The sequence below is a fragment of the Streptomyces sp. NPDC002619 genome, from assembly GCF_042889305.1.
Taxonomy (GTDB): Bacteria; Actinomycetota; Actinomycetes; order Streptomycetales; family Streptomycetaceae; genus Streptomyces.
In genome coordinates, this window is the sequence record NZ_JBIAQV010000015.1 from 61,352 (window position 1) to 82,845 (window position 21,494).

General features: G+C 67.0%; 15 protein-coding genes and 6 pseudogenes. 4 read left to right on the forward strand and 17 right to left on the reverse strand.

Features of this window, described 5'->3' with window-relative positions; all coding sequences use genetic code 11:
- The first annotated feature begins 33 nt into the window (after positions 1-33).
- Positions 34-1,794 (forward strand): serine hydrolase, encoded by a 1,761-nt coding sequence (locus ACFYXB_RS23500; RefSeq protein ID WP_389585464.1) that lies wholly within the window; start codon positions 34-36, stop codon positions 1,792-1,794.
- 548 nt (positions 1,795-2,342) lie between these two features.
- Here the strand turns inward: ACFYXB_RS23500 and ACFYXB_RS23505 are convergent.
- Both ACFYXB_RS23505 and ACFYXB_RS23510 read right to left on the reverse strand, forming a co-directional pair.
- Positions 2,343-3,773 (reverse strand): multicopper oxidase family protein, encoded by a 1,431-nt coding sequence (locus ACFYXB_RS23505; protein ID WP_389585465.1) that lies wholly within the window; start codon positions 3,771-3,773, stop codon positions 2,343-2,345.
- 534 nt (positions 3,774-4,307) lie between these two features.
- Entirely contained in the window at positions 4,308-4,697 is a 390-nt protein-coding gene (locus tag ACFYXB_RS23510; RefSeq protein ID WP_351367752.1) for a VOC family protein, read from the reverse strand.
- Positions 4,698-4,786: 89 nt separating this feature from the next.
- Here ACFYXB_RS23510 and ACFYXB_RS23515 point away from each other — a divergent pair, with 89 nt between their 5' ends.
- A complete protein-coding gene (locus ACFYXB_RS23515; RefSeq protein WP_389585468.1) occupies positions 4,787-5,584 on the forward strand; it encodes a TetR/AcrR family transcriptional regulator in 798 nt (265 codons plus the stop codon).
- On the opposite strand, the pseudogene ACFYXB_RS23520 reads toward ACFYXB_RS23515, so the two are convergent.
- A pseudogene (locus tag ACFYXB_RS23520) lies at positions 5,575-5,886 on the reverse strand (IS701 family transposase); the annotation flags it as partial. The gene ACFYXB_RS23515 and the pseudogene ACFYXB_RS23520 sit on opposite strands and share 10 nt — an antisense overlap.
- 168 nt (positions 5,887-6,054) lie before the next feature.
- Here ACFYXB_RS23520 and ACFYXB_RS23525 point away from each other — a divergent pair.
- Positions 6,055-6,564 carry a molybdenum cofactor biosysynthesis protein gene (locus tag ACFYXB_RS23525; protein WP_389585471.1) on the forward strand — a complete coding sequence of 170 codons (510 nt, stop codon included), beginning with the start codon at positions 6,055-6,057 and terminating at the stop codon, positions 6,562-6,564.
- Positions 6,565-6,574: 10 nt separating this feature from the next.
- Here the strand turns inward: ACFYXB_RS23525 and ACFYXB_RS23530 are convergent.
- The 9 genes and pseudogenes from ACFYXB_RS23530 to ACFYXB_RS23570 form a co-directional block, all read right to left on the reverse strand.
- A pseudogene (locus tag ACFYXB_RS23530) lies at positions 6,575-7,227 on the reverse strand (flavin reductase family protein).
- A 96-nt stretch (positions 7,228-7,323) separates the two neighbouring features.
- Positions 7,324-8,250, reverse strand: a complete 927-nt coding sequence (locus tag ACFYXB_RS23535) for an RNA polymerase sigma-70 factor (RefSeq protein WP_389585474.1) — start codon at positions 8,248-8,250, stop codon at positions 7,324-7,326.
- A gap of 148 nt (positions 8,251-8,398) precedes the next feature.
- Entirely contained in the window at positions 8,399-8,656 is a 258-nt protein-coding gene (locus tag ACFYXB_RS23540) for a hypothetical protein (RefSeq protein ID WP_389585476.1), read from the reverse strand.
- Positions 8,643-8,957, reverse strand: a complete 315-nt coding sequence (locus ACFYXB_RS23545; protein ID WP_389585479.1) for a DUF6400 family protein — start codon at positions 8,955-8,957, stop codon at positions 8,643-8,645. Before ACFYXB_RS23545 ends, ACFYXB_RS23540 begins: the two co-directional genes overlap by 14 nt.
- 576 nt (positions 8,958-9,533) lie before the next feature.
- A complete protein-coding gene (locus ACFYXB_RS23550) occupies positions 9,534-10,028 on the reverse strand; it encodes a hypothetical protein (protein WP_389585482.1) in 495 nt (164 codons plus the stop codon).
- 216 nt (positions 10,029-10,244) lie between these two features.
- Complete coding sequence (locus tag ACFYXB_RS23555; protein WP_389585484.1) at positions 10,245-10,742, reverse strand: flavin reductase family protein; 498 nt, start codon at positions 10,740-10,742, stop codon at positions 10,245-10,247.
- Between the two features lie 260 nt (positions 10,743-11,002).
- Complete coding sequence (locus ACFYXB_RS23560; RefSeq protein WP_389585486.1) at positions 11,003-11,869, reverse strand: dioxygenase; 867 nt, start codon at positions 11,867-11,869, stop codon at positions 11,003-11,005.
- Positions 11,870-11,921: 52 nt separating this feature from the next.
- Positions 11,922-12,989 (reverse strand): maleylacetate reductase, encoded by a 1,068-nt coding sequence (locus ACFYXB_RS23565; protein WP_389585489.1) that lies wholly within the window; start codon positions 12,987-12,989, stop codon positions 11,922-11,924.
- A gap of 619 nt (positions 12,990-13,608) precedes the next feature.
- Positions 13,609-14,331, reverse strand: a complete 723-nt coding sequence (locus tag ACFYXB_RS23570; RefSeq protein WP_389585491.1) for an enoyl-CoA hydratase/isomerase family protein — start codon at positions 14,329-14,331, stop codon at positions 13,609-13,611.
- Between the two features lie 217 nt (positions 14,332-14,548).
- On the opposite strand from ACFYXB_RS23570, the pseudogene ACFYXB_RS23575 reads away from it, so the two are divergent.
- Positions 14,549-14,718 (forward strand): annotated as a pseudogene (locus ACFYXB_RS23575) (IS6 family transposase); the annotation flags it as partial.
- A gap of 192 nt (positions 14,719-14,910) precedes the next feature.
- Here the strand turns inward: ACFYXB_RS23575 and ACFYXB_RS23580 are convergent.
- The 5 genes and pseudogenes from ACFYXB_RS23580 to ACFYXB_RS23600 all read right to left on the reverse strand — a co-directional run bounded on the left by ACFYXB_RS23580 (position 14,911) and on the right by ACFYXB_RS23600 (position 21,067).
- On the reverse strand, positions 14,911-16,527 hold the full coding sequence (locus tag ACFYXB_RS23580; protein ID WP_389585492.1) for a 4-hydroxyphenylacetate 3-hydroxylase N-terminal domain-containing protein: 1,617 nt from the start codon (positions 16,525-16,527) through the stop codon (positions 14,911-14,913).
- Between the two features lie 276 nt (positions 16,528-16,803).
- Positions 16,804-17,417: pseudogene (locus ACFYXB_RS23585) on the reverse strand (transposase); the annotation flags it as partial.
- Positions 17,380-17,526, reverse strand: a pseudogene (locus ACFYXB_RS23590) (transposase); the annotation flags it as partial. The pseudogenes ACFYXB_RS23590 and ACFYXB_RS23585, both read right to left, overlap by 38 nt.
- A 121-nt stretch (positions 17,527-17,647) precedes the next feature.
- Positions 17,648-17,910: pseudogene (locus tag ACFYXB_RS23595) on the reverse strand (transposase); the annotation flags it as partial.
- A 100-nt stretch (positions 17,911-18,010) separates the two neighbouring features.
- Positions 18,011-21,067, reverse strand: a complete 3,057-nt coding sequence (locus ACFYXB_RS23600; protein ID WP_389585495.1) for a BTAD domain-containing putative transcriptional regulator — start codon at positions 21,065-21,067, stop codon at positions 18,011-18,013.
- Positions 21,068-21,494 lie beyond the last annotated feature (427 nt).

Below are 21,494 nucleotides of genomic sequence, written 5' to 3' on the forward strand. Positions count from 1 at the left end.
TCCCCACCCATCTCCTCACCGATGAAGGTCTCTATGCGGATTTCTGCGTATACCGCGGTGGCAGCCCTGGTGGGCGCCCTCGCATTCCCGGCTGGCGCCACCGCCGCTCCGGCCTCCGGCGACGGCACGGCGTCGCTGGGTGGCGCCCGATTCGACCAGCCGTACAGCCGCTTCGCCCCGGCGGGCACCGTGCTGCGCCCCGCCACTCCCGAGAAGGCGGGCCTCGACCCCGCTCCGATCACCGCTTTCGAGCGTGCCGTCGCCACCTGGGAGAATCCGGCGAGCGGGGCGAGCTACCTGTTCCCCGGTGCCACCACCCTGATGGTCCACGACGGCAAGGTGGTGGAGCGCGGCGCCCAGGGCTACGCCGTGAAATACGCGGACGCCACCACGCAGCTCCCGCAGGACCAGTGGGTTCTGGCGCGTACCGACACCATCTACGACCTGGCGTCACTGTCGAAACTCTTCACTTCGATCGTCGCCGTGCAGCAGCTCGAAGCGGGCCGTATCGACCTCGACACGCCCGTCGCGCACTACCTGCCCGAGTTCGCCGCGAACGGCAAGGGCGACATCACCATCGAGCAACTGCTCACCCATACCTCGGGCTTGGACGCCGACCCTGTGCCGTCGTTGTGGGCGGGCTACCCCGACGTACCGTCCCGCGTGAAGGCCATTCTCGATGCCGAGCCGATCAGCCCGCCCGGCACCAGGTACCTGTACTCCGACCTGAACATGCTCACCATGCAACTGGTGCTGCAGAAGGTGACCGGCAAGCCCCTGGACACCCTGGTCCGCGAACACATCGCCGGCCCCCTGCACTTGACGGACACCGGCTACAACCCGCCCGCCTCGAAGCTGTCCAGGATCGCCGCGACCGAGTACGAGGCGAGCCCGCCGCGCGGCATGCTGCGCGGTGAGGTGCACGACGAGAACGCCTGGGCGCTGAACGGTGTCGCGGGTCATGCGGGGGTCTTCTCGACCGTCGACGACCTCGCCGTGCTGGCCCAGACGATCCTCAACGGCGGTGTGTACCGCGGACATCGGATCCTCGGCGAGCACGGAGTGCGGCTGCTGGCGCAGAACTTCAACCAGGCCTTCCCCGACGACTCGCACGGCCTCGGCTTCGAACTGGACCAGATCTGGTACATGGGCGGCCTGTCCGGGCCGCGGACGCTCGGCCACACCGGCTACACCGGCACGTCGCTCGTGATCGATCCGGCCTCGCGCTCCTTCGCGATTCTGCTGACCAACCGGGTCCATCCGACCCGTAGCACGCCGTCGACCAACCCGGCGCGCCGGGGGATCGCGCAGGCCCTTGCCAAAGCGATGCCGGTCAAGGCGCCGGGCGGCGGCCCGTCGTGGTACTCCGGGCAGGGCGGCGCCACCACCAGCACGCTGACCACGGGCCCGCTGGCGGCGTCGGGGCCGGCCGGCGTCGACTTCACCACGTTCGTCAACACCGAGTCCACCGATCGCGTGTATCTGGAGGCGTCCACCGATGGCGGCTCCACCTGGAGCGCGTTGCCGATGAAGGTGACGGGTACCGGCGCGCCGTCCAACGAGGTGACGTCGCTGTCCGGGCAGGCGGTGCGCGCCTGGTGGCACGTTCACGCGGAGGTGCCCGCGGCTTCTGATGGGCTGCAACTGCGCTGGCGGTACACCACGGATCCCGTGTACGAGGGCCGCGGCGTGAATCTCACCGGCCTCACGGTGACCGACGCCTCCGGTGTACTGCTGGACAGCGGTGATCCGGGTGTCGCGCTGAACGCCGTGGGCTGGCAGCGGCTCGGCTGAGGGCACGACACGTACGCTCCGCCCGGCGCCAGAAACCGCGCCGGGCTGAGCGTACGGGCCCCGTCACGTCAGGGCGACGGCTCCGGAGGCCCATTGAGTTCTTACAGAAGGGCCTGGTCAGGAGGCCTACGAAGTCGCATCGCTACGGCTGCGTCCACAAAGAGTCCGTGGGACCACCGCTCCCACGACTGTTCCTCAGGCCGTCGCAGGTCGGCGCGGCCAAAGCGGTCGAGGTCGGCGAGGGTGCGGGCGGCGCAGGCGCCAGGCCGTCGCCCGCCGTTCCTCGCCGCGAAGCCAGTCGCAGTTTGCAGGACGCAGATCAACCATCAGGTGTCGCAGCGAGGTGCCGCGGTTGCCGACCGGGCCACGTGCCTGATCGTTGGCACTGCGCATGGCATCCGGGCGCCCCGTCGGCGGCGACGGCGGACAGCACTACCTGGACTGCAGCCCGCCCACCCGACGCCGACAGCCCAGCTCATCAGCGTCGTGACCCGTCCGGACCCGTTCCCGTGGCAGCAGCGTTCCCGTGGCAGCAGCCGACGGTCGCGTCACTTGACGATGTCCAGCACCGCCATCATGCCCGCGTCCTCGTGGTTGAGGATGTGGCAGTGCAGGACGGTCTTGCCGGTGTAGTTCTTGAAGTCGATCCGGATGACCAGCCGGCCCTTGGCGGGAACGTTCGCAACGTCCTGCAAGCCGTGACCCTGGTGAGGACGGCCGTTGATGCTCATCAGCTGGAAGTGGTTGGTGTGCACGTGGAAGGAATGTTCCTCGTTGCTGTCGTTGCGCACGGTCCACTCCTCGACCGTGTTCAGCTTGGCCCGCATGTCCACTCGGTTCGGATCGTACTGCTTGCCGTTGATGTAGAACTTGGTGCCGGCTTTGTTCTCGGAGAACGCGACGATGCGCCGTGCGGCGATCGGAGCATGGCTCAGATCCACTGTCGGCGCGAAGGGCGAGGTGGGCAGCGTCGCCGGCTGCGCAGAAGGCCCTTCGGAGACCAGGGTGGCCAAGGTCGCCTGCGGGAACGAATTACCGGCCGGTCCAGTCTTGTACGCGAGCGTCTGCAACTGGGTGCGCCCGGCCGGACCGCCTTGTACGAGTACGTCGAAGCGAGAGCCGGCCGCGAGGAGCAGCGAGTCGGCCGTCCAGATGCGGTCAACGGGGGTGCCGTCGTGGGCGATCACATGGAACTTCTGTCCTTGCAGTCGGACCTTGTAGTAGATGTTGGCGCTGATGTTGGCCAGCCGCCACAACTGGGTCTCACCTGGCCGGATGCCAATGGTCGGGTTCAGCTGGCCGTTGACGGTGCGATGGGTGGGCGCGCCGATGTGCAGGTTCTTGGTCTTGATCGCGTCGCCCTGGACCTGGAAGTCCTTGAGTGCGATGACGTGCTCGGTGATGTGTCGCAGGTTCGCCGGAAGGTACTGCTGCAGGCCGTCGACGATGAGGATGCCCGACAGGCCCCCGGCGACCTGCGGTGCGGAGGTGAAGTGCGGGTGCGGGTGGTACCAGTAGGTGCCGGCCCGCAGCGTGGCAGGGAACTGGAAGGAGTACTGGAACGTCTGGCCGGGATGGATGTGGAGGAAGACGTTGTCGGCATTGCCGCTCGGTGACACATGGAGTCCGTGAACATGCAGGTTGGTGACCTCGTTCAGCGTGTTCCTCATGGCCAACTCCAGCTTGTCCCCCGGCCGGATCCGCAGTGTGGGCGGCATGTAGCTGCCGTTGTAGGTGAGAGCCCAGAGCTTGTGGCCGCCCAGGTCCACCTGCCGCCTCTCCACGACGATTTCCGCCCGCAGCAGCCCGTTGTGGCTCACCATCTGCGCCGGTTCCTTGAGCGGTGAACCTTCCGCGAACGAGGGCGCCTGCGTCGGCGACGACGACGCGGACGGGTCGCCGCCGCAGCCGCTCATCAGGGCGCTGATGGCCAGGAGCAGGGCAATGGCGAGCCAGGACGGCTTGGAACAGGTTCGCATGACAACTCCGCTGATGGGCATCCACGTCACGGGTAGCTGACCACCGGCGAGCACCCGACCGAGGGCCTGCGCGCGCCGACTGGACCGTTCGAGCGACGAGCCGCACCCCGATGCCACCCATGCGGCCGCAACAGCGTGCAATCCCCCTCGGCTGCACCCGAGTGATCCCTCGGTGAAGCCCTCCAGGCGTCACGCCGTGACGTAGGGGTCACCCCCTTCGAGCGGGCTCGCCTGCACACGGACGGCATCGACCGAGTCGAGTTCGGGCATGTGGTCGGCCCTCCATGCGCCGCGGTCATCTCCCCGGCAGGCTCGTTCCGCTCGGCCTCGTCACCGAACTCGATGTGCACCACCCGCATACGCCCAGCGTTGGCACACACCCGTTCGCACAGCTCGCTGCCCCGACGGAACAACGGTGTGACCCGCCCATCACGACCAAGATCCGGACCGTTCCTCACCCAGCACTCCAGCCGGTCGGCCGTGTCGTGGACCGACCGCCGCCTTCGCGCTCTCCAGGATGGGTTCATGCCGTGATCAGTTCTCGGCCGGGGTCGCCCACTCCACCAGCTGGATCACCACGCCGTTGGGGTCGGTGACCTGGAACAGCCGCTCGCCCCAGGGCTCCTCGCGCAGCGGCATGGTGATCTCCACGCCCGTCGCGCGCAGCCGAGCCTCCTCCTCCGCCAGGTCGTCGACAACGAAGGCCAGGATCAGTCCGGCCGCGTGCTGGTCGCGGAAGCCCTCCGGCAGCACCTCGATCCCCCGGCGCAGGTAGACGACGTTCAGCCCGGCGTCCTGGTGGCCGAGCGAGGCGAAGCCCTCGGCAGCCATCTGCTCCGTGAAGCCGAAGTGGCCGGTGAGAAACGCGGCAGAGGCGGCGACGTCCTCGACGGTCAGCGAGACGGCGGAGCCGTTGATCTTCATGCGTGAGTCCTCTCGACATACAGGCCAGCGATTCTCTGTACAGAGTACACTGTACATAGTACGGAGAATTGCCGTGGCAGGATTTCCGCATGGCCACAGACCGGAGCAGCGCGGGAGACCCGGCGAGCACCCTCGCCCTACTCTGGGGGGAGCCGGTCGCGACGCCCGGTCGGCGCGGTCCGCGTCAGGCGCACTCGCCGGCACAGGTCGCCACCGTCGCCATCGAACTCGCGGACGCCGAGGGCGTGGAGGCCGTCACGATACGGCGGGTCGCCCAGGCGCTCGGCCTCTCACCGATGGCGCTCTACACCTATGTCCCGGGCAAGGCCGAGCTGCTCGACCTGATGCTGGACACCGTCTACGCCCGGATGCCCCGCACCGAGCCGGCCGACGATGGCTGGCGCGCCCGGGCCGCCGCAGTCGCCGACGACAACCGCGCGCTCTACCGGGCCCACCCCTGGGTAGCGGCCGTCTCCACCAGTCGCCCGCCGCTCGGCCCCGGCCTGATGGCCAAGTACGAGTACGAGCTGCGGGCACTGGACGGGACGGGACTGGGCGATGTCGAGCTGGATGCCGCGCTGACGTACCTACTGGGCTTTGTACAGACCTGTGCCCGGATGGCCGCCGACGAGCGGGCCGCCCGGCAGGACAGCGCGATGAGCGACGAGGCGTGGTGGGCGGCCAACGCCGAGCTGCTCGCCCGGGTCTTCGACCCCGAGCGCTACCCGACCGCCGCCCGGGTAGGCGCGGCGGCGGGCGAAGCCCACGGTGGCGCGTACAGCCCGGCGCACGCCTACGAGTTCGGCCTGCGCCGGGCACTGGACGGCCTGGCGGCCCTGATCGAGGGCCGCCAGTACTCAGCCATAGACCGTGATCTTCATGCCTGATTCGCGGCTTGTCGGCTGTAGTGACTGGCCTGGGCGCGGGATTGGCGGCGGCGTGGCCAGTTGGACCAGCCGAGCCGGTGGGCTGTGTCGTGGACCGGCCGAATGACGAGCGTGGAGAACAGGCGCTGGATCTCGTTGCAGGTGAGCGTGATCAGGTCGGACGGTCCGGGGTGCCGGCCGTGTTCGTCGGCTCGGACGACGGCAAGGAACGCGTGGGCGAGCATGGCGAGGGTGACCCAGCGGGTCCAGGAGGCGAAGCGGCGGACCTGGTGCTCGTCGAGCCCGGCCAGGCCCTTGCCGGATCCATCTGCCGGCCCGCCTGCCGCACACGGTGCATGCCGTCGAGCCCACGATCATGCTGCTGACGATGCTGCCCGCCCCGGAGCCCTCCGCGACGGACGCGCCCGTGCACCGACACACGAGCAGGGCTCAGGGAGGGGAACCGGCCCACGGCGCATAGGGTGAGCAGCATGACGGAGGTGGAGGTGCTGCAACTACTGGTGTCGCCCGCGCACCGGCTGTCCGGGCGGCCCGCGGACGGGCTCCCTTCCGATCCGTCCGACGAACGCGTGGCACGCGCCGAGGTACGGCGCAACCTCGGACTGGTCGGCGACCGCTACTACGCCCGTCCCGCCCACAGGAACGCCGCGGTGACCATCATGTCGGCGCAGAACCTCCCCCTGGACATCAACCCGTCCGCCGATCTTCGCCATACTCGGCGGAACATCCTGCTCAGCGGCGTCCACATCGACTCCTACGTCGGTACGACGATCGCCTTGGACTGCGGTACCGGTCCTGTGCTGTTCGCCGTCAACCGGCCGGCCAGGCCCTGTGCCTGGATGGACGTCACCGCCGGTCCCGGCGCACAGCGCGCGCTGCGCGACAACGGCGGCGTACGCTGCACGCCCCTGAGCGACGGCGTGATCACCCTGGGCCCGGCGACGTTCTACGTCGTCAGCGAGCCGGACGCCGCAGGCTAGGCCACTGCGGTCAGTGGCTTCGCCGGGGTGTCCGGGAGCGGAAGCTGTGACCGAGTTCGGGGCCGAGGCCGTAGTAGGGGCGGAAGTTGTAGATCAGTGGGCTCCATGTGGCGGGTCGATGTCGTGTGAGCCCGGGATCACGACACGCGGATCGGCGTGGACCTTGAGCACATGGGCCTCGACGATCAGGAATGCCCAGGAGGCATCGGGCTGGACGCGGGCTGCCTGGGCCTCCAACTGGACGGGGCATTCGGTGACTCGGGGCAGCCGGACCAGCTCGGAGGGTTCAGGCCGCAGGCCGGCGGCGCCGAACTTGTCCGGCTCGAAATGGAACGTGCCGCGCTTGTGCACGGGGATCGGGATCCGCCCGGTCAGAGGCGCCAGCCGCTCCACCGCCGGCCATTGAGCGGGTGCGGGAAGGTTGATCACCACATCGGGGCGGCTGCGGAGATTGTGCGCAGTCTGCCCCTCGACGCCCAGACCGAGCACGATCACCTGGCCGAGTGCCCAGGCCGAGGACATCGGCGCCAGATTGAAGGAACCGTCCTCGTTCTCTGTCGAGAGCAGGACGACCGGCGTTCCGAAGTACAGGATGCTCGGCGTGATGGTCACATGGGCGGCAGACGTGTCGTGGGGCATGGTGCCGGATGTCGCGATGTCCATGGGCTCGACCGTAGGACGGACATCCTTCGGCGCTCACCGAAGGACTGCGTTGTCGCGGGAGGATTGCTTGCGCAGGAGGGATGGAGTGCGTCGGGCTCAGCGGCTCACCGCGGTCTCCCGCTCGATGCGTGACAACTTCTCGGGATTGCGTACGGCGTAGAGCTCGGTGATGAGGCCGTCGTCGATGCGTACCGCCATGACGGTGTTGATCTCTCCGTCGAGCCGGATGATCAGCGCCGGGTAGCCATTGACCTGTGCCGGCTGTAGCGACACCGTGCCCGCGATCCTGCCCAGCACGTGGGCGACCCGATCGGCTCCCACGACGGGCTGCACCGCGGCTCGCGCAACTCCGCCACCGTCGCCCAGGAAGACGACGTCCGGCGCGAGCAGGTCGAGCAGCCTCTGCAGATCGCCCGTTTCGACCGCCCGCTGGAACGCCTCGAGCACGCGACGGGTCTCGGCCGCGGAAACGACACCGCGCGGTCGGCGCGCGGCAACGTGTGACCGTGCCCGGTGCGCGATCTGGCGGACCGCTTCCGGGCTCTTGTCGACGGCTTCCGCGATCTCGTCGTAGCCAAGATCGAAGACGTCGCGGAGCACGAACACCGCCCGCTCGGTCGGTGTGAGCGTCTCGAGAACCAGCAGCATCGCGATCGAGACGCTGTCGGCCAGCTCGACGTCCTCGGCCACGTCCGGCGTAGTCAGCAGTGGCTCGGGCAACCAGGGGCCGACGTACGACTCCCTGCGGCGAGCGAGCGTGCGCAGGCGGCCCAGGGCCTGACGGGTGGTGATCCGGACCAGGTACGCACGCCGGTCCCGCACGGTGTCCAGATCGACGCCCGCCCATCGCAGCCAGGTCTCCTGCAGGACGTCCTCGGCGTCGGCGGCCGAGCCGAGCATCTCGTAGGCGACGGTGAACAGCAGATTGCGGTGGGCGACGAACGACTCGGTGGCGCCGTCCAGGTGAGCGCTGCGAGCGGGCGATCCGGCTGTGTCCGTTGCTCGCTCGCTGCGGTCGCTCATAGCTGGCTCCTGGCTGTCTCGCGGTTGACCGTGCCGCACACGAGACGCCGGCCGCAGCCGCTTTGTGACATCTCACATCGGTGGCGCACGTCACATCGCCGCGCTGCCGGCGCCCGTTCTCCGCCGCACGAACGAGGTCAGGTGCCGGTCAGGGTCGTCCCAGGCCGTTGATGATGCGCTCCCAGCGCGATCGGGTGGCGCCGAAACCGGTCTCATGTGTCCAGATGTGCGTGCACGACGGGCACTGCAGGTGCAGCAGGCTGCCATTGTTGGAGAGCAGGTAGCGCCAGTGGTCGGAGCAGGTACGCCGCTGCTCGCATGTTTCGCAGCCACGGCTGTCGTCGCATTTCGGGCACGCCACCCAGGCGCGGCGCCCGATGTCGGCCTGCGGGTCAAGCGGCAGCATGGCCGTTCCCTCGCATCGGGAGCACCCCGGCCGCGACCAGTTCGTCGTACATGGCCTGCTGTTCGGCGTCGAGGCCCGAGTACAGCAGGTCGTACGCCGCGTCTTCGTCGCGCAGCACCGCGATCGGATCCCATTCAGGGCCGAGAGCAGCCAGGACGTGGGCCCGGCGGAGTGTCTCGTGGGAGTTCAGGTCGACGACGAAGTCGAGCGGCGCGGACGCGTCCGGTCGCCCGGCCGCGCGCCGACGCGCCGAGTCGGGTTCGTCCGGATCGGCGGGATGGGTGGGGCCATGGGAGGACATGTGACCGAACTTAGGTACCCCTTTCCGGCCGCGGCAAGAGCAGGTGGGGGATGTCACAGCACATACGCGACTGCCACGGCAGCGCTCCAGCCCTTGAGCCGGGCCGCATCAGGTGCCGGTGCCGTATGCGGACCTCAGGGTGCGGGACAGGCGTCCGGGCCGCCCTCGGCGAAGGCTGCCTTGGTGCACTAGGTGCTGGTCGGGTAGTACGCGCCCATCACCTTCGCCGGGTCCTGGCCCTTAGCCACGTTCCGGATGGGGTTGGGGAAGTCCTGCGCCGGAAGCATGTTCCGGAAGAGAAGCACGCTGTTGACGTTGGTGGGCCCCAGTCGATCCACGTAACCCCGTTCGCTGTGGTCGCGTTGGTGGGGCGGTCCTGTCGAGTGGAGACGACGTAGGTGTAGTTGCCGTCCGCGGAGACGGTTTTCACGTCGCCCCGTGCAAGGGCACGTCCGGTGATGCACAATCCGGCGACCCAGCCCTCGGTGTCCTGGTACAGCTCGTCGATCTGTGCTTCGGACAGGTCGAGCCCCAGCCCGTCGACGAGGAGCCCGGCTGCCTCGCGACAAGTGAACTTCAGGTCTTGCTGGTCGAGTTCGAGCACCGCCCCTCAGCAGCGGAGTACGGGGACCGGCGCACCGGGTACATGTCGGGTCGACAGCACGAGACGGAAGCCCTGGGAAGCCGGGTGAGGAAGTCGCTCAGGGCGCGGCGGGGGTCCGTGTCGGTGATGGCCTCCAGCCCGTCCAGGACGAGAGTGACGGAGGATTGTCCGGCATCCCGGGTCACGAGAGTGGACAGGACGTCCTCGGCCCAGGTCCCGAGCGTCCATCCCGCGGAACCCCCGTGATCCGCGGGCATGGGCGTCTCGGGACGAACCTTCCGCAACGCTTGCGCGATGCAACCGAACAGCCGGTCAGGCGCGCTGTCCTGGACATCGAGAGTGAGCCAGGCGCATTCACCACGAGCTCGGGCCGACTCGGACCACTCGGCCAGGAGTGTCGTCTTCCCGGCGCCTGCCGGTGCGGAAATGACGATCAGCGGCTCGGTGGCCGCGTCCAGTCGGGTCACGCGGCGGGGGAGGTCCTGAAGGTGAGGGGGCCGCGGCGGTGGTTGGAGTTTGAACTCTTGGACGACAGGCCGTATTGCCCCTCCTCGAGTGCGATGGCGATCATTCGGCGCCTCCGGCGTCCGCCCGAGGGCCGGACACCGAGGGCCGGGCACCGAAGGCCGGGACTTCAACGGCCTCACACCCACCGACATGACCGGATGAGGCCGCCGATGCCCTCAGGTCATGGCGCCGAACGCGCCCGCGAAGTACACCAGCGGCCGGGCTTCCACCTGGTGCTCGAAGTGTCGGGCGTCGCCGACGAAAATGGTGTGGTCCCCTCCGGGGAGTGCCGCCGACACATCGCACACGACGGAGGCGATGGCGTCCTTGAGCACCGGAACACCGTGCTCCTCGCTGACACTCACGCCTGCGAACTTGTCCTTCTTGGAGGCCGCGAAGTTCTTGGCGAGCGTTTGACCGCCTTCCCCGAGGATGTTGACGGCGAATCGTCCGTGCTCGGCGATCGCGCTACAGGTGAAGAGGTGGTTGCTGATGCAGACGATCAGCTGCAGCGGGTCCATCGAAAGGGACGTGACGGCACTGGCCGTCATGCCGATGGGGGCGTCCCCCGACCGGGTGGTGATGACGCTGACCCCTGAGGCGAGTCGGCTCATCGCGGCCCGGAAGGCGTCCTTCATGTCAAGGGTTTCGTGCATCTCAAGGGTCTCGGACATCGGTAGACCTCCCTGAAGATTGATATGAGCCCTGTGCGGGTGAGTTGCAGCGTGCTCCAGTGCCCAAATGACGGGAAACTGATGTGATCCATGCAGCGAAGCGGGTATTGCGTGTGTTCCGGGTGGTGGCGGCGGGCAATGCCGCAGCCGGTCCACCAGGTCCCTGATCTCTCCCGAGGGCTGTACGCTCCGGTCGGCCGGAAGCGTCGCTTGCCATTGGAAATGGCCTTTCACCACAGGCAACGCTCGCCGGCAAGGGCTCAGCCCTGGTCGGTGGCGAGAACGAAGGTGTGCCGCAGCAAGGTGTAGGGCTGGTCCGTGCGGTCGCTGTACGGTCCGGTTCCGGCTTCGTGGGAGGCGAAATCGACCACGAGCGAGTCCTTGACGCCGAAGACCGGGTCCTGCTCCAGGTACAGGTCGTCGGAGGGGAACAGCATCGTCGTCACCCGCTGGAAGCCGGGCGCGTCGATGACCACGTGGACATGAGCGGGGCGCATCAAGGACCGGTCCGCGGCCCGCATGAGCTCGCCCACCGTCCCGTCCCCCGGAATCGGGTAGCTCGCCGGACGGATGGAACGGAAGGCGAAGCCGCCCTCGCCGTCACTCCGCAGCAGGGCGCGCATCGCGGTCTGCTGCAGGCCCGGGACATCGACGTCGTAGTGGCCGTCGGCGTCGCTGTGCCACACGTCGACAGCCGCGTCGGCGACCGGCTCGCCCTTGTGATCGGTCACCAGGCCCTCGAAGAAGAGCGGGGTACCCGTGAGGCCCCCGGAGATGTCGGCGGCGTGGGAGTGCTCCGGCCGGTCCTCGCGGAAGTAGGGGCCGATGACGCTGTTCTCGGTGGCCACCGACTCGCGCTGGTGGTTCAGCGCGTCCACCAGCATGGTGACGCCCAGGACATCGGAGAGCAGGATGAACTCCTGCCGCGTCGGGGTGCACAGGTGACCGGTGCGGGTGAGGAAGTCGATGCCGGTGGCCCACTCCTCTTCGGTCAGTCCTACTTCGCGGACGAAGGCATGGGCGTGACGGACGAGCGCCTCGAGAATCTCGGCGGTACGGGGGTCCTTGGCGCCGTCCAAGGTGGCGATCACCGCATTGGTGATGGTTTCACTGTTGGGGTCACGCATGAGGGGCTCCCTGGTGATGAAGCTGTTGTGGTGGAAAGTGCGCAGGAGAGGATCAGGCTGCGGGGCGTTCGCCGGCCCATGCCCGGGTCAGCAGCGCCCTGGCCGATGAGCGGTCCACCGGGCGTGGATTCCAGTAGGCGTTCTGGACGATCAGGTCGGCTGCCTGGTCGATCCCCGCTTCCGGCATGCCCAGGTCCCTCAAGGCGCGGGGGGCGCCGAGTTCTCCGACGAAGTCGAAGAGAGCGGCCGCTGTACCGCCCTCGGAGCCGGGAAGCGTGCGTGCGATGCGCTCGACGGCATCGGGCGCGGCTGCCGCGTTGAAGGCGAGGACATGCGGAAGCACCACCGTGTGCGTCTCGGCATGCGGCAGATTGAACGTGCCACCCAGCACATGACACACCTTGTGATGCAGCGCCATCCCGACTGACCCGAGGCAGGTACCGGCCAGCCAAGCGCCGTACAGTGCCCCGGCGCGTGCCTCCGGGTCGTCCGGGCGCCGTATCACCGCCGGCAGGGAACGGATCAGTGCGTCGACCGCCTCACCGGCCATGAGGTTCGCGATGGGGTCGTGGTCCTGTCCGTAGAGCGCCTCGACCGCGTGCGCCAGGGCGTTGACGCCGCTGACCGCAGCCACGGCGGGAGGAAGCGTCAGCGTCAGGTCGACGTCGTACACCACGGTCCTGGGGAGGACCTCGGGCAGGCGTCGCGTGGTCTTGCGGGCGCCTTCGGTCTCCCCCAGGATCGGAGTTATCTCCGATCCCGCGTACGTCGTGGGCAGCGCCAGCTGCGGAAGTCCGGTCCTGGCCGCGATGGCCTTGCCGAGACCGATCGTGGATCCTCCTCCGACGGTGAGCACACCATCGGCCTTGACCGACTGGACGTACGCCACCGCCTTCTCCGTGACCTCGACCGGTGTGTGCATGGTCGCCTCGGCAAAGTGCCCGACCGTCGCTGCGCCCAGGAGGTCACCCATCTCGGCAGCCTGCCCCGCCTGGTTCGGGGTGGACAGCACCACCATGCGCTCGCAGCCCATGAGCACGACCTCGTCGGGGATACGGCTGCGTGTCCTCCTGCCGAACACCACCTTGGTGACTTGTCCCCGATGAACGAACGCTTTCATCCGAATTCCTCACTCTGACACCGACTCATGCATTCCGGACAAACATTTTGCCGAAAGGGAACCGTTGTCCACCGGAGTCTCGTCATCCGAAGGGCGAGGCGTCAAGAACCGGGGGCGTGCGATTTTGCGAACCCGTTCATCGGACCGATGACTGATTCCGTGAGCGCCGTCATTTAGCACTTCCAGGCCGGTGAAGCGCATCACTTGGTCGAGTGATACGAGATGGGCCGAGGATCCCTGACGAGCAGGGGGAATCACCCATTCATGTGATGTGCGCCCGGGCTGACGGGTAAACTCTGGGCGACCAGGCGAAGAGCTCGTGCTCGCATCGAGACCGGCCGGGCAATCGGAATATCGGGAGCCGCCGTGAAAAACCCCCGGAACGTACACATTCGATGGCCTCACATATCTTGTGGACACCGATGGATACGCCTTGGTGATCGATGCGGACGGCAGGATCATCGGAGAAGGCCAGGACTTCGCCGGCATCGTGCAGGAATATCTGGGACGGGAATTCCTTGAATAGCGCGACCGACTCCCGGTCCATATCCTTCCGGCACATCTCGCCATGGCCGTCGGTGGCGAGCGGACGAACTGGCACAAACAGGAACACGAGATACTAGTGCGTAGAAGGCGACGTGAGCATTTCGGTGAAGGCGTCGAGGGCCTCGTCGAGCGCATCGTCATACGAGAGATCACAGAATCGGTAGAAGGACTTGCGGCCGGCGGCCAGCATCGGACCTGCGACAGACGCGGCCAAGGCCATTTCCCTTGATTCACGGTGCAGACGATCAGCAGTCACAATCCGGTTGATTGCGCCGAACTGTAGTGCCTCCTGCGCGGAAAACGGCACGCCGGTGATGATGTTCTGGAGCGCATGTCGGGGCATCAGCCGCTGGAGCGGTGGCACCTGGGCGATCATCGGCCAGATTCCGATGCCGGCTTCGAACGTGCCGAGACGGGCTTCCGGGACGGTTACCACGAGGTCGCAGGCACACGCGATCGAAAAGCCTGAGGCAAGGGCGTCACCGTTGATCGCGGCCACCAGAGCTGTGCCGATCTGCGGCATCAGTTTCAGCAGTCTCACGAGCGCGGTGGCAAATTCGACAGGATCGCCACCATTTTGGATCTCCGCGACGTCGAGTCCGCCACAGAACTTTTCACCGGCTGCGGTGAGCACGATCGCAAGCACAGCTTCGTCTTCATCAGCAGCGGCGATCGCGTCGTGCAGTTGGTTCATGATATCGGGATTGAGTAGATTCTCATTCCCGTTTACCAGCTTGATGGTCACGACAGCGCCATCACGCTGACTTTGGACGGCAGTCAATTCCGATGCCGACATGGCTCACATCCTATCGCGTGACACTGGGCTACTGAGGCAAACATTCACCGCGGTTACGTGCTGTGACGGTTTTGAGCGTGGGGTGGCGGCGGGTGACGGATGGTCAGCGGCTGGTTGGGGGGTCAGGCGCGGGCTGCGGGTGGGAGCCAGGTGGTTCCGGTCAACGCGTCGCGAAGCATGGCGAGCGTGATGTGCCGGTGCCATGAGGTCGAGGAGCCGTAGCGTGGGCGGGGCCCAGCGGTTCCTGTCCGCGTTCAGCGGAGTCTCCCCCCACTTCCGACCCCGCGCCACCTACACACAGCCCCCGACTACCGAGCCGAAATGACCATCCGCTTCGCCAACTGTGAGCAGATCAACGGCGCCGTCGGCCAGCCCGCCACGACCTGATCCAGAGCCAACGCCCCAGGCCGACCACGCCCTTGCACACCGTCAGGCCCTCACACTCCCAACTACGTGACAACGCCCGTTGAGGGCATCCAGACCGCGTTCATGGACGGCCTCCTGAATCGCCGGCGGCCGAAGCACGCTGCCGATGTGCTCGGCCCGCGGGATCTTGCGGGCCGAGCACATCGGTGGCGGTCACGCGTCCTGGGTCTTGATGTAGTCGGGCTGATCCTTGTCGTCCAGCGAGAAGCCCTGGTTGGCGTCGGCGGTCCGAGAGGACGCGGGCTGGGTGGCGACGGGAGTCACCGAGCCGAACAACTCCTTCCGCTCGGCGACGACGCGTGCGGTCATCTCGTCGGAGGTACCGAGACCGATTGCCTCGCGGGCCAGTTCGGTGATGGAGCCTCCGGGGTCGGTCGAGATGCGCTGCATCGTCAGCAGCTTGATGAGGAACAACGGCGTGCCCTGGAACCTCTCGAACGACCTGAAGCGTCCGGCCCAGTCGCTGAGGAACCGGTCCTGCACGAACTTGAAGAGTCGCACCTTGTCGTGCGCGCTCATCGTCGTGCCGTGGAACATCTCCAGAAGCCTGGTGCCGACCTCGGGGACCTCGAAATCCCTCCCGCTCGGCGACAGCACCGCTGAGCGGCCGCACATCTCGACGATCTTCTCCGTCAGCCGGCTCACGTTCTCCAGGTAGTGTGCGCGGCCGAAGTCGTAGAAGATGTTGTTCGGCTTGCACAGTCCCCGCGGCGTCACGAACGCGGTCGTCTCCGATGCGATGGTGAAGGCGCGCAGCGTCTCGTGGAAGCGGACGAGGTCGGCGATGTCGGATCCCACGACCGGGTGCTGAAGCGTTCCCGTCGTCTGTGCGACGAGGACCGCCAGTCCCGTCATGAGTTCCGCGTTGACGATCATGTGGTGCAGGGTGTCGGCGTGCTCGAAGTCGAACGTACGCTGCGCGTACAACCTGGAGTGATCGACGTTGCCCAGGTGGTAGACGTGCTCCCACGGGATGAGGACGTCATCAAAGTACGCCATGGAGTCGAGCTCGTCGCCGAGGCTTGACAACGGCCGCTCGGAACCGGACTCGGGGGGTGCGGCGTTGGAACGTCGTCCCACGTGCGTGACCTTCGGGTGGCTCACGGGGACGCTCGCCCAGATGATGTGCTCCGGCTCCGTCCCCGGCTTCACGATGTTGCCGAGCAGCATCGTGTCGGCGAATATGACCGCGGTGGAGACCCCCTTCCAGCCTTCGACCACGATGCCTTCGTCATTGCGCTCCTTGACGCGGAGCATCGGGTTGCGTGCGGCCGCCCCGGGGTCCGAGCGGTCCCGCTGCACGTCGTTGAGCAGGGGTACCGTCCAGAGGTCCGCGTCGCGGTTGGCCTCGAAGTCCGCGATGATGTTGCGGGCGAGGTCGACGGTCGCGGGCGTGTCCTTGGACAGCTCAGCCCAAGGGGCGGTGTCGTCCACGAGGGCGTACCAGTTGCCGTTGTTGCTCTGGGGGAGGCGGCCGAACGCGCCGCCGCCAAAGCTGCGGATCACCGAGTCGGCGTAGTCGCGCCGTCGTTCGAGGTCGTGCTGGCTTCGCGGATACAACCAGCCGATCGGGCGTCGCGTGCCGTCCTCGTCGACGAAGGTCAGGGAGTCCTGGTTTTCGCGCTCGTGATGCAGGTCATAGAAACGCGCGGCCTGCGCGGCGTAGCCACGGGTCAGAGGATGCTTTGTCACATCCTCGATGCGCTCACCGTCGATGATGACGTTACGCCCGTCACGTAGAGATTCCAGGTACTCTGCACCGGTCCTCATGGTCATGCCTCCAGCTCTCCAGGGATGCGGCTCATCGTCGCGGTTAAGGTGTTAACCAAACCGCGAACAGGGTGTTAGCTCGGTGTTTAACCGTCGATCTTGCATGAGAGTCCGTCAGCTCGCTGACGGACCCTTTCTGCTTGTTGGGAGCGGAGATTTCAGCTTGTGGGCAGGTTGATGGCCCTGCTGTCGCGTCGGGTGGGCGCCGGGTTCCACGGCTCCGGTTGGGGTGGTGCTGCTCGTAAGGGCGGGAAGCTGCTGGTCAGCCGGGGTTCGTGGAAGCGCTGCGAGGCCCGGCAGGCCATCGCTGATCACTGTTGTCCAGGGCCAGTGCTTCGCGAGGCGGAGGATGTGGCGCCGACCGGTGGTGACGAGTTGGGCGGCGGCGGAGAACAGCCGCAGCCTCAGGCGCTTGGGTTCCCTCAGCTGGGCGGGGCCGGTCAGGGACAGCATCGGCATCCAGGCCAGCAGGTCGAGGGCGATCTGGACGATCTCCAGCCAGACCTGGTTCTGCGCGGTGTCGTGGAGAGGCAGGTTGGTAAGGCCGGTTGAGCGGGCGGTGCGGATACGGTCCTCGGCGCGGGCCCGCTGGCGGTGGCGCAGTTCCAGCGCGGCGATCGTGGCGTCCTTGGTGTTGGTGGCGAACGCCGTCAGGCGCATGCCGTCGGCGTCGGTGAAACGCAACTGGATGCGGGCGTTCCTTGCGGACGATCAGCTGCATGCCCGGCGCAGCCGTCCAGGACATCTCCGGCGAGTTCGGCGACCCGGGCACCGTCACGGATCTCGCCGCCGGGCTCGACGGCCGGCGTCCACGCCGAGGCGGGAACCCGCAGCACTGCCTGGTGGATCTGCTCGGTGATGGTCATGCCGACCGAGTACGACAAGGGTCTTCACCGGCCCTTCCTCGCACAAGACTGCGTCGGTGAGCTCGAAGAGCGCATCGGCACGGCTGTACAGACAGTCGTAGAACTCGACCCGCAAGCGGGACAACACGTTCAATGCCTCGCCTGCGGACCCAGCAACGGGAAGACTCATACGCAGCGGCCGTTCCTTCGCACTTCGTTACTCGACAACTCGAAGCGTGAAGAACGGCCGCGTCACGTGCCCCCGGATCCCGGAGCTGGAGCTGGGGCAAGACGCCCAGTCGGATCAACTCGTCACGGCGGTTGCGGATCGTGGTGGCCGAGCAGGTCGTGTCGGCGATCGCCTGGTAGGAGCAGCCGAAGCGCAGGAGCTGGAGCAGCTTGTCGAACACGACCCGGTCGCTGATCCGCGGGCGGTGGCAGCCCAGCGGATGGGCCGATCGTAGACCGGCCGCTGCGGCAGCAGCGCCGCGAATTGGTCCCAGAGGGGTTCGGTCAGCCAGGATGGCAGGGCAGGCACAGGTCTCCCGGTGATCACAGAGCGTCGCAACTCCATGATCAACAGGCCCTGTGCCTGTTCTACTACCGAGGTATCCCATCGCGCCTAACTGCGCGAGTCCTTATCGGCGCAGTTGGGTGACAAGTCGGCGAACCTCGTTGGACGGCGCGACGCCGAGCTCCCCCATCCGTGCGACGTACCGCTGATAAAGCGCCAACACTGCGTCATCGCTGCCGCTGGCATACTCAAGTTGAATCGCGAGCTGCCAGGCCTGCTCGCGGTAGGGATCGTCGCGGAGCACAGAGTCGACCAGACCCTTCGCCTCACGAAGACGGTTCAATCGATAGGCCAACTTGGCTGCGTCGACTCTGGCCGACAGCAAGATCTCGGTCAGAGCCACGCGACGCTCCGCGGCCCATGTGTCTGACACCGTTGCCAGAAATGCGCCCCTCTCTGCACTGCTGAGGGCGTGCAAGAGCGTCTGGAGTCGAACCTCTCCGTGTTGCCTTCCGGCTTGCGCGACAATGTCAACAGCTCGCTGGGCCGAGCCCATCGCCAGCTCCGGGCCAACCAAACTGAAGACATCCCCATCCTGCGACGGCCCAAGGTCTGCGGGGAGCGCCTGGCGAAGCCGGAAGAGGGCCTGGCGCAGGTAGCTTCGGCCGGCAGCATCGTTGCGGCCGTCGAAGAGCGCGCCGAGAAGCTCATCGCGTGTAGCCCTCCGGTCAGGGCTTGCGAGCAGATAGCTGAGCAGCTCCACACTCTTCGTCAGGCGGGGCTGGACCACATTCCCGTCGACCGTGAGAATCGGCTCTCCGAACTCCTCGAGGACGAGACGTGGGGCACTCACATTCACGCGCACGGGGTGCCGGCCCGAGAGCGCGGCGAGGACCTCGTGATAGCTCGACATGCGACTGGGCTTGGTGTCCGCCGCCCTGAACGCAACCGATGGCATGTCCGCCAACGCTGTCAGCAGCAAGTGATGAGTCCCGTGGGTCGAGGCAGAGACGATGGCCAGCTCTGCCGTGGCGTCGGACTCATCCTCGAGGCCGAGCCGCCATTGCGCCTCGGCCAGGTACACCGCAGCCGTCGGGAGATCGAGCTGGCGGTCTCCTCTCTGCATACTCAGCAGGCATGCCGAGAGATGCTCCTGCGCCTCAGCATCTCTGCCTTGCAGCAGCATGGAAAGACCCGTCCAAAGCTGCCACGTCTCGCGCGTCAGGGCATAGTCCGAGGCGCCGTTGGCAGCCGCCGCCGCTAGCACGCGGTCGGCACGTTGCCTGTTGCCTTCGAGGCGCAGCCACAGCTTGGCTTCAGCGAGAAGGCTCATGTTCCAGTACACCTTCGAGCCTGTTGACGCAATGAGGTCCCGCCCCCGCTTAAGCAAGGACCAGGCTTCTTCTCCGCGGCCAAGGTCCAGCATGAGATCGACGGCGTCGACGCCCTGCAACCAAACCGGCTGCGACGAACCGCGACGAGGCTCGTACATGGCCATCGCGGCTTCCAAGCGCCCTGTGGCGCGCAATGCAGCGACGACCCAGGGACCCCCGAGGATAGTGCGCCACGGGTCGAACGTGCCTGGGTCGTCGAGTCCGTCAAGGCGACCGCGGATGAAGGCCAGGCGCATCAGCAAACCGTCGAGTGGGCCGGAGGGCATCGTTGAGAATTCCGGGAAGGGTGGCGGCTCCTCGCCGGTTGCGCCCGCGATCAACGTGTCGGCGATGCGCCGGTTCCGACCAGGTGGCAGCTGGTCGCCGACGGATCGGGCCTCGTCGATCCGTCCGGAGTGCCAAAGGGACCAACAAGCTAGGACGCGGGCCTCCTCGGAGTTGGGAGCCCCCAGCTCTGGAAGCCAGTCATAGCCGTGCCGATCGATGAACTCAACTCCGCGACCCCATTGCTCCAGTGCAAAGGCAACGTGCAAGACGACGGATCCGATCTCCGGAGTCGGGGTCCGGACCGACGCACCCAGTGCATCGAGCCAACGTGCCGCCAGGGCGAAGTCCATCCGCGCAACCAGGCTTGGGAGGGCGGCGGCGGCCAACCGCCCAGCCGCCTCCACATCGCCGAGCCGAAGCAGCTCATCGACGGCTTCCTCGTGCGCGCCGTTGGCGATCAGGACTTCTGTGTGTCTGCGACGCACCTCGCCGATCGTCTTGGCGTCCTCCCGTTCGAGAGTCACCTGTAGGAAGTCGCGGAACATGGGGTGGGGCGTCATGCGCGAACCATCGGCGGACCACGTCACCGGAAGATATCGGCCCCGGAGGTCGGCCATGATGTGCGCTGCATTCTCCTGGCCCAGCGCCCGGGCTCCGTCGACCGATATCTCGCCCAACGGGCTCGTATGAAGCAGGAACGTTCGTTCAGCCAGGGAAAGCGAGTTGAATATGTTTGCGGCGACGTAGGAGTGTAGTGAGTCAGGATCCATCTCGCGAGACCGGGCGTGGCGCCACCCCTTGAACAAGACGCCGGTTACCCATCCCTCCGTCGCGGCTACTGCCTGCGCGGGGTCCACGTCGACGTCACCGACTGTTCGAAGTGCCGCGCTCGCCTCCTGGACGTCGAAGGCAAGGTCGGTCTCGACCAGCTCGCCGACCCGGTCGCGCTCGCTGGTCGAGCCCAAGTCGAGCTGGACGTCGACGCGCGAGATCAGTACGAGGTTCGCGTCGGACGGCAGGTAGCGGGCGAAGGAGGACAGCACCGCGGTGCAGCTCTCATCGGAAGCGATTCGCTCCACGTTGTCGCAGACCACAATGAGCCGACTGCCCTGCAGGCTTTCGGCAAGCAGTCCAGCTGCCTCACCGATCTGAAGGTTGCTGCTCAGAGCATCCGAGGCGACATCCGCTGCACTGGAGACTATGTCCTCGACAGCCGCCTCGATATAGACGAGCAGCCGCCCCGCCGCCTGCTCCGTCCCGTCGAGCGACACCCAGGCAACAGGCCTATCGAGGTCGCGAAGTGCCTGAACGACCGCGGTTGTCTTGCCAGCACCGGCAGTCGCAAAGACTTTCACCACCGTGTGGCGGTCAAAGAGCTCGTGTATGCGTCGGCTGAGCCTCTGGCGGTAGACAACCTCTTTCGCAGGCTCGGGGATTGCGAGTTTCCGTCGGATGATCGTGCGGCGGTGACGACCTGGTGTCTTCGGCCCGCTCGATCGACCGGGCTCGGATTCAACCATCGGAGCAACTTCGAGGATGTCCGGCGGAGCAGACTCCTGTCCCAGCACCCCAGGCCAAGCGTTCCGACATCGCCCAACCTCCGCGCTTCTTAGTGCTCCTCCCGGAGTCTACGTGAACCGTCCCGGGTTCGGTAGAGACTCCTGACGGTCCCACGTTGGGTGGAGTCGAGTCATGGCACGACCCTCTCCTACCCGCTTGAGCTGCGTCGCCGTGCGGTGCGCATGGTTGCCGAGGTCCTCGGCGACTACCCGACGGACACCATCCGGTCCGCGAGGTGGGTGATCACCGGAAACCGGGTCTCCGCCCGTGTGTGGGCGGAATGGACGGAGGCGACCAGTCGACGAGTCCGCTCCCGCCACCGAGACGCGCCGACGATGCGGCGCGAACGGAGCCTGCCCGCTGACGGCACCCTTTCGGTACTCGGCA

What these genes read in the sequence shown, in the direction of transcription:
- ACFYXB_RS23560 (WP_389585486.1), bottom strand. Translation starts at nt 11,869, where the DNA reads ATGCGTGACCCCAACAGTGAAACCATCACCAATGCGGTGATCGCCACC.
- ACFYXB_RS23540 (WP_389585476.1), bottom strand. Translation starts at nt 8,656, where the DNA reads ATGCTGCCGCTTGACCCGCAGGCCGACATCGGGCGCCGCGCCTGGGTG.
- ACFYXB_RS23505 (WP_389585465.1), bottom strand. Translation starts at nt 3,773, where the DNA reads ATGCGAACCTGTTCCAAGCCGTCCTGGCTCGCCATTGCCCTGCTCCTG.
- ACFYXB_RS23515 (WP_389585468.1), top strand. Translation starts at nt 4,787, where the DNA reads ATGGCCACAGACCGGAGCAGCGCGGGAGACCCGGCGAGCACCCTCGCC.
- ACFYXB_RS23570 (WP_389585491.1), bottom strand. Translation starts at nt 14,331, where the DNA reads ATGTCGGCATCGGAATTGACTGCCGTCCAAAGTCAGCGTGATGGCGCT.
- ACFYXB_RS23580 (WP_389585492.1), bottom strand. Translation starts at nt 16,527, where the DNA reads ATGAGGACCGGTGCAGAGTACCTGGAATCTCTACGTGACGGGCGTAAC.
- ACFYXB_RS23510 (WP_351367752.1), bottom strand. Translation starts at nt 4,697, where the DNA reads ATGAAGATCAACGGCTCCGCCGTCTCGCTGACCGTCGAGGACGTCGCC.
- ACFYXB_RS23500 (WP_389585464.1), top strand. Translation starts at nt 34, where the DNA reads ATGCGGATTTCTGCGTATACCGCGGTGGCAGCCCTGGTGGGCGCCCTC.
- ACFYXB_RS23535 (WP_389585474.1), bottom strand. Translation starts at nt 8,250, where the DNA reads ATGAGCGACCGCAGCGAGCGAGCAACGGACACAGCCGGATCGCCCGCT.
- ACFYXB_RS23565 (WP_389585489.1), bottom strand. Translation starts at nt 12,989, where the DNA reads ATGAAAGCGTTCGTTCATCGGGGACAAGTCACCAAGGTGGTGTTCGGC.
- ACFYXB_RS23525 (WP_389585471.1), top strand. Translation starts at nt 6,055, where the DNA reads ATGACGGAGGTGGAGGTGCTGCAACTACTGGTGTCGCCCGCGCACCGG.
- ACFYXB_RS23545 (WP_389585479.1), bottom strand. Translation starts at nt 8,957, where the DNA reads ATGTCCTCCCATGGCCCCACCCATCCCGCCGATCCGGACGAACCCGAC.
- ACFYXB_RS23555 (WP_389585484.1), bottom strand. Translation starts at nt 10,742, where the DNA reads ATGTCCGAGACCCTTGAGATGCACGAAACCCTTGACATGAAGGACGCC.
- ACFYXB_RS23600 (WP_389585495.1), bottom strand. Translation starts at nt 21,067, where the DNA reads ATGGTTGAATCCGAGCCCGGTCGATCGAGCGGGCCGAAGACACCAGGT.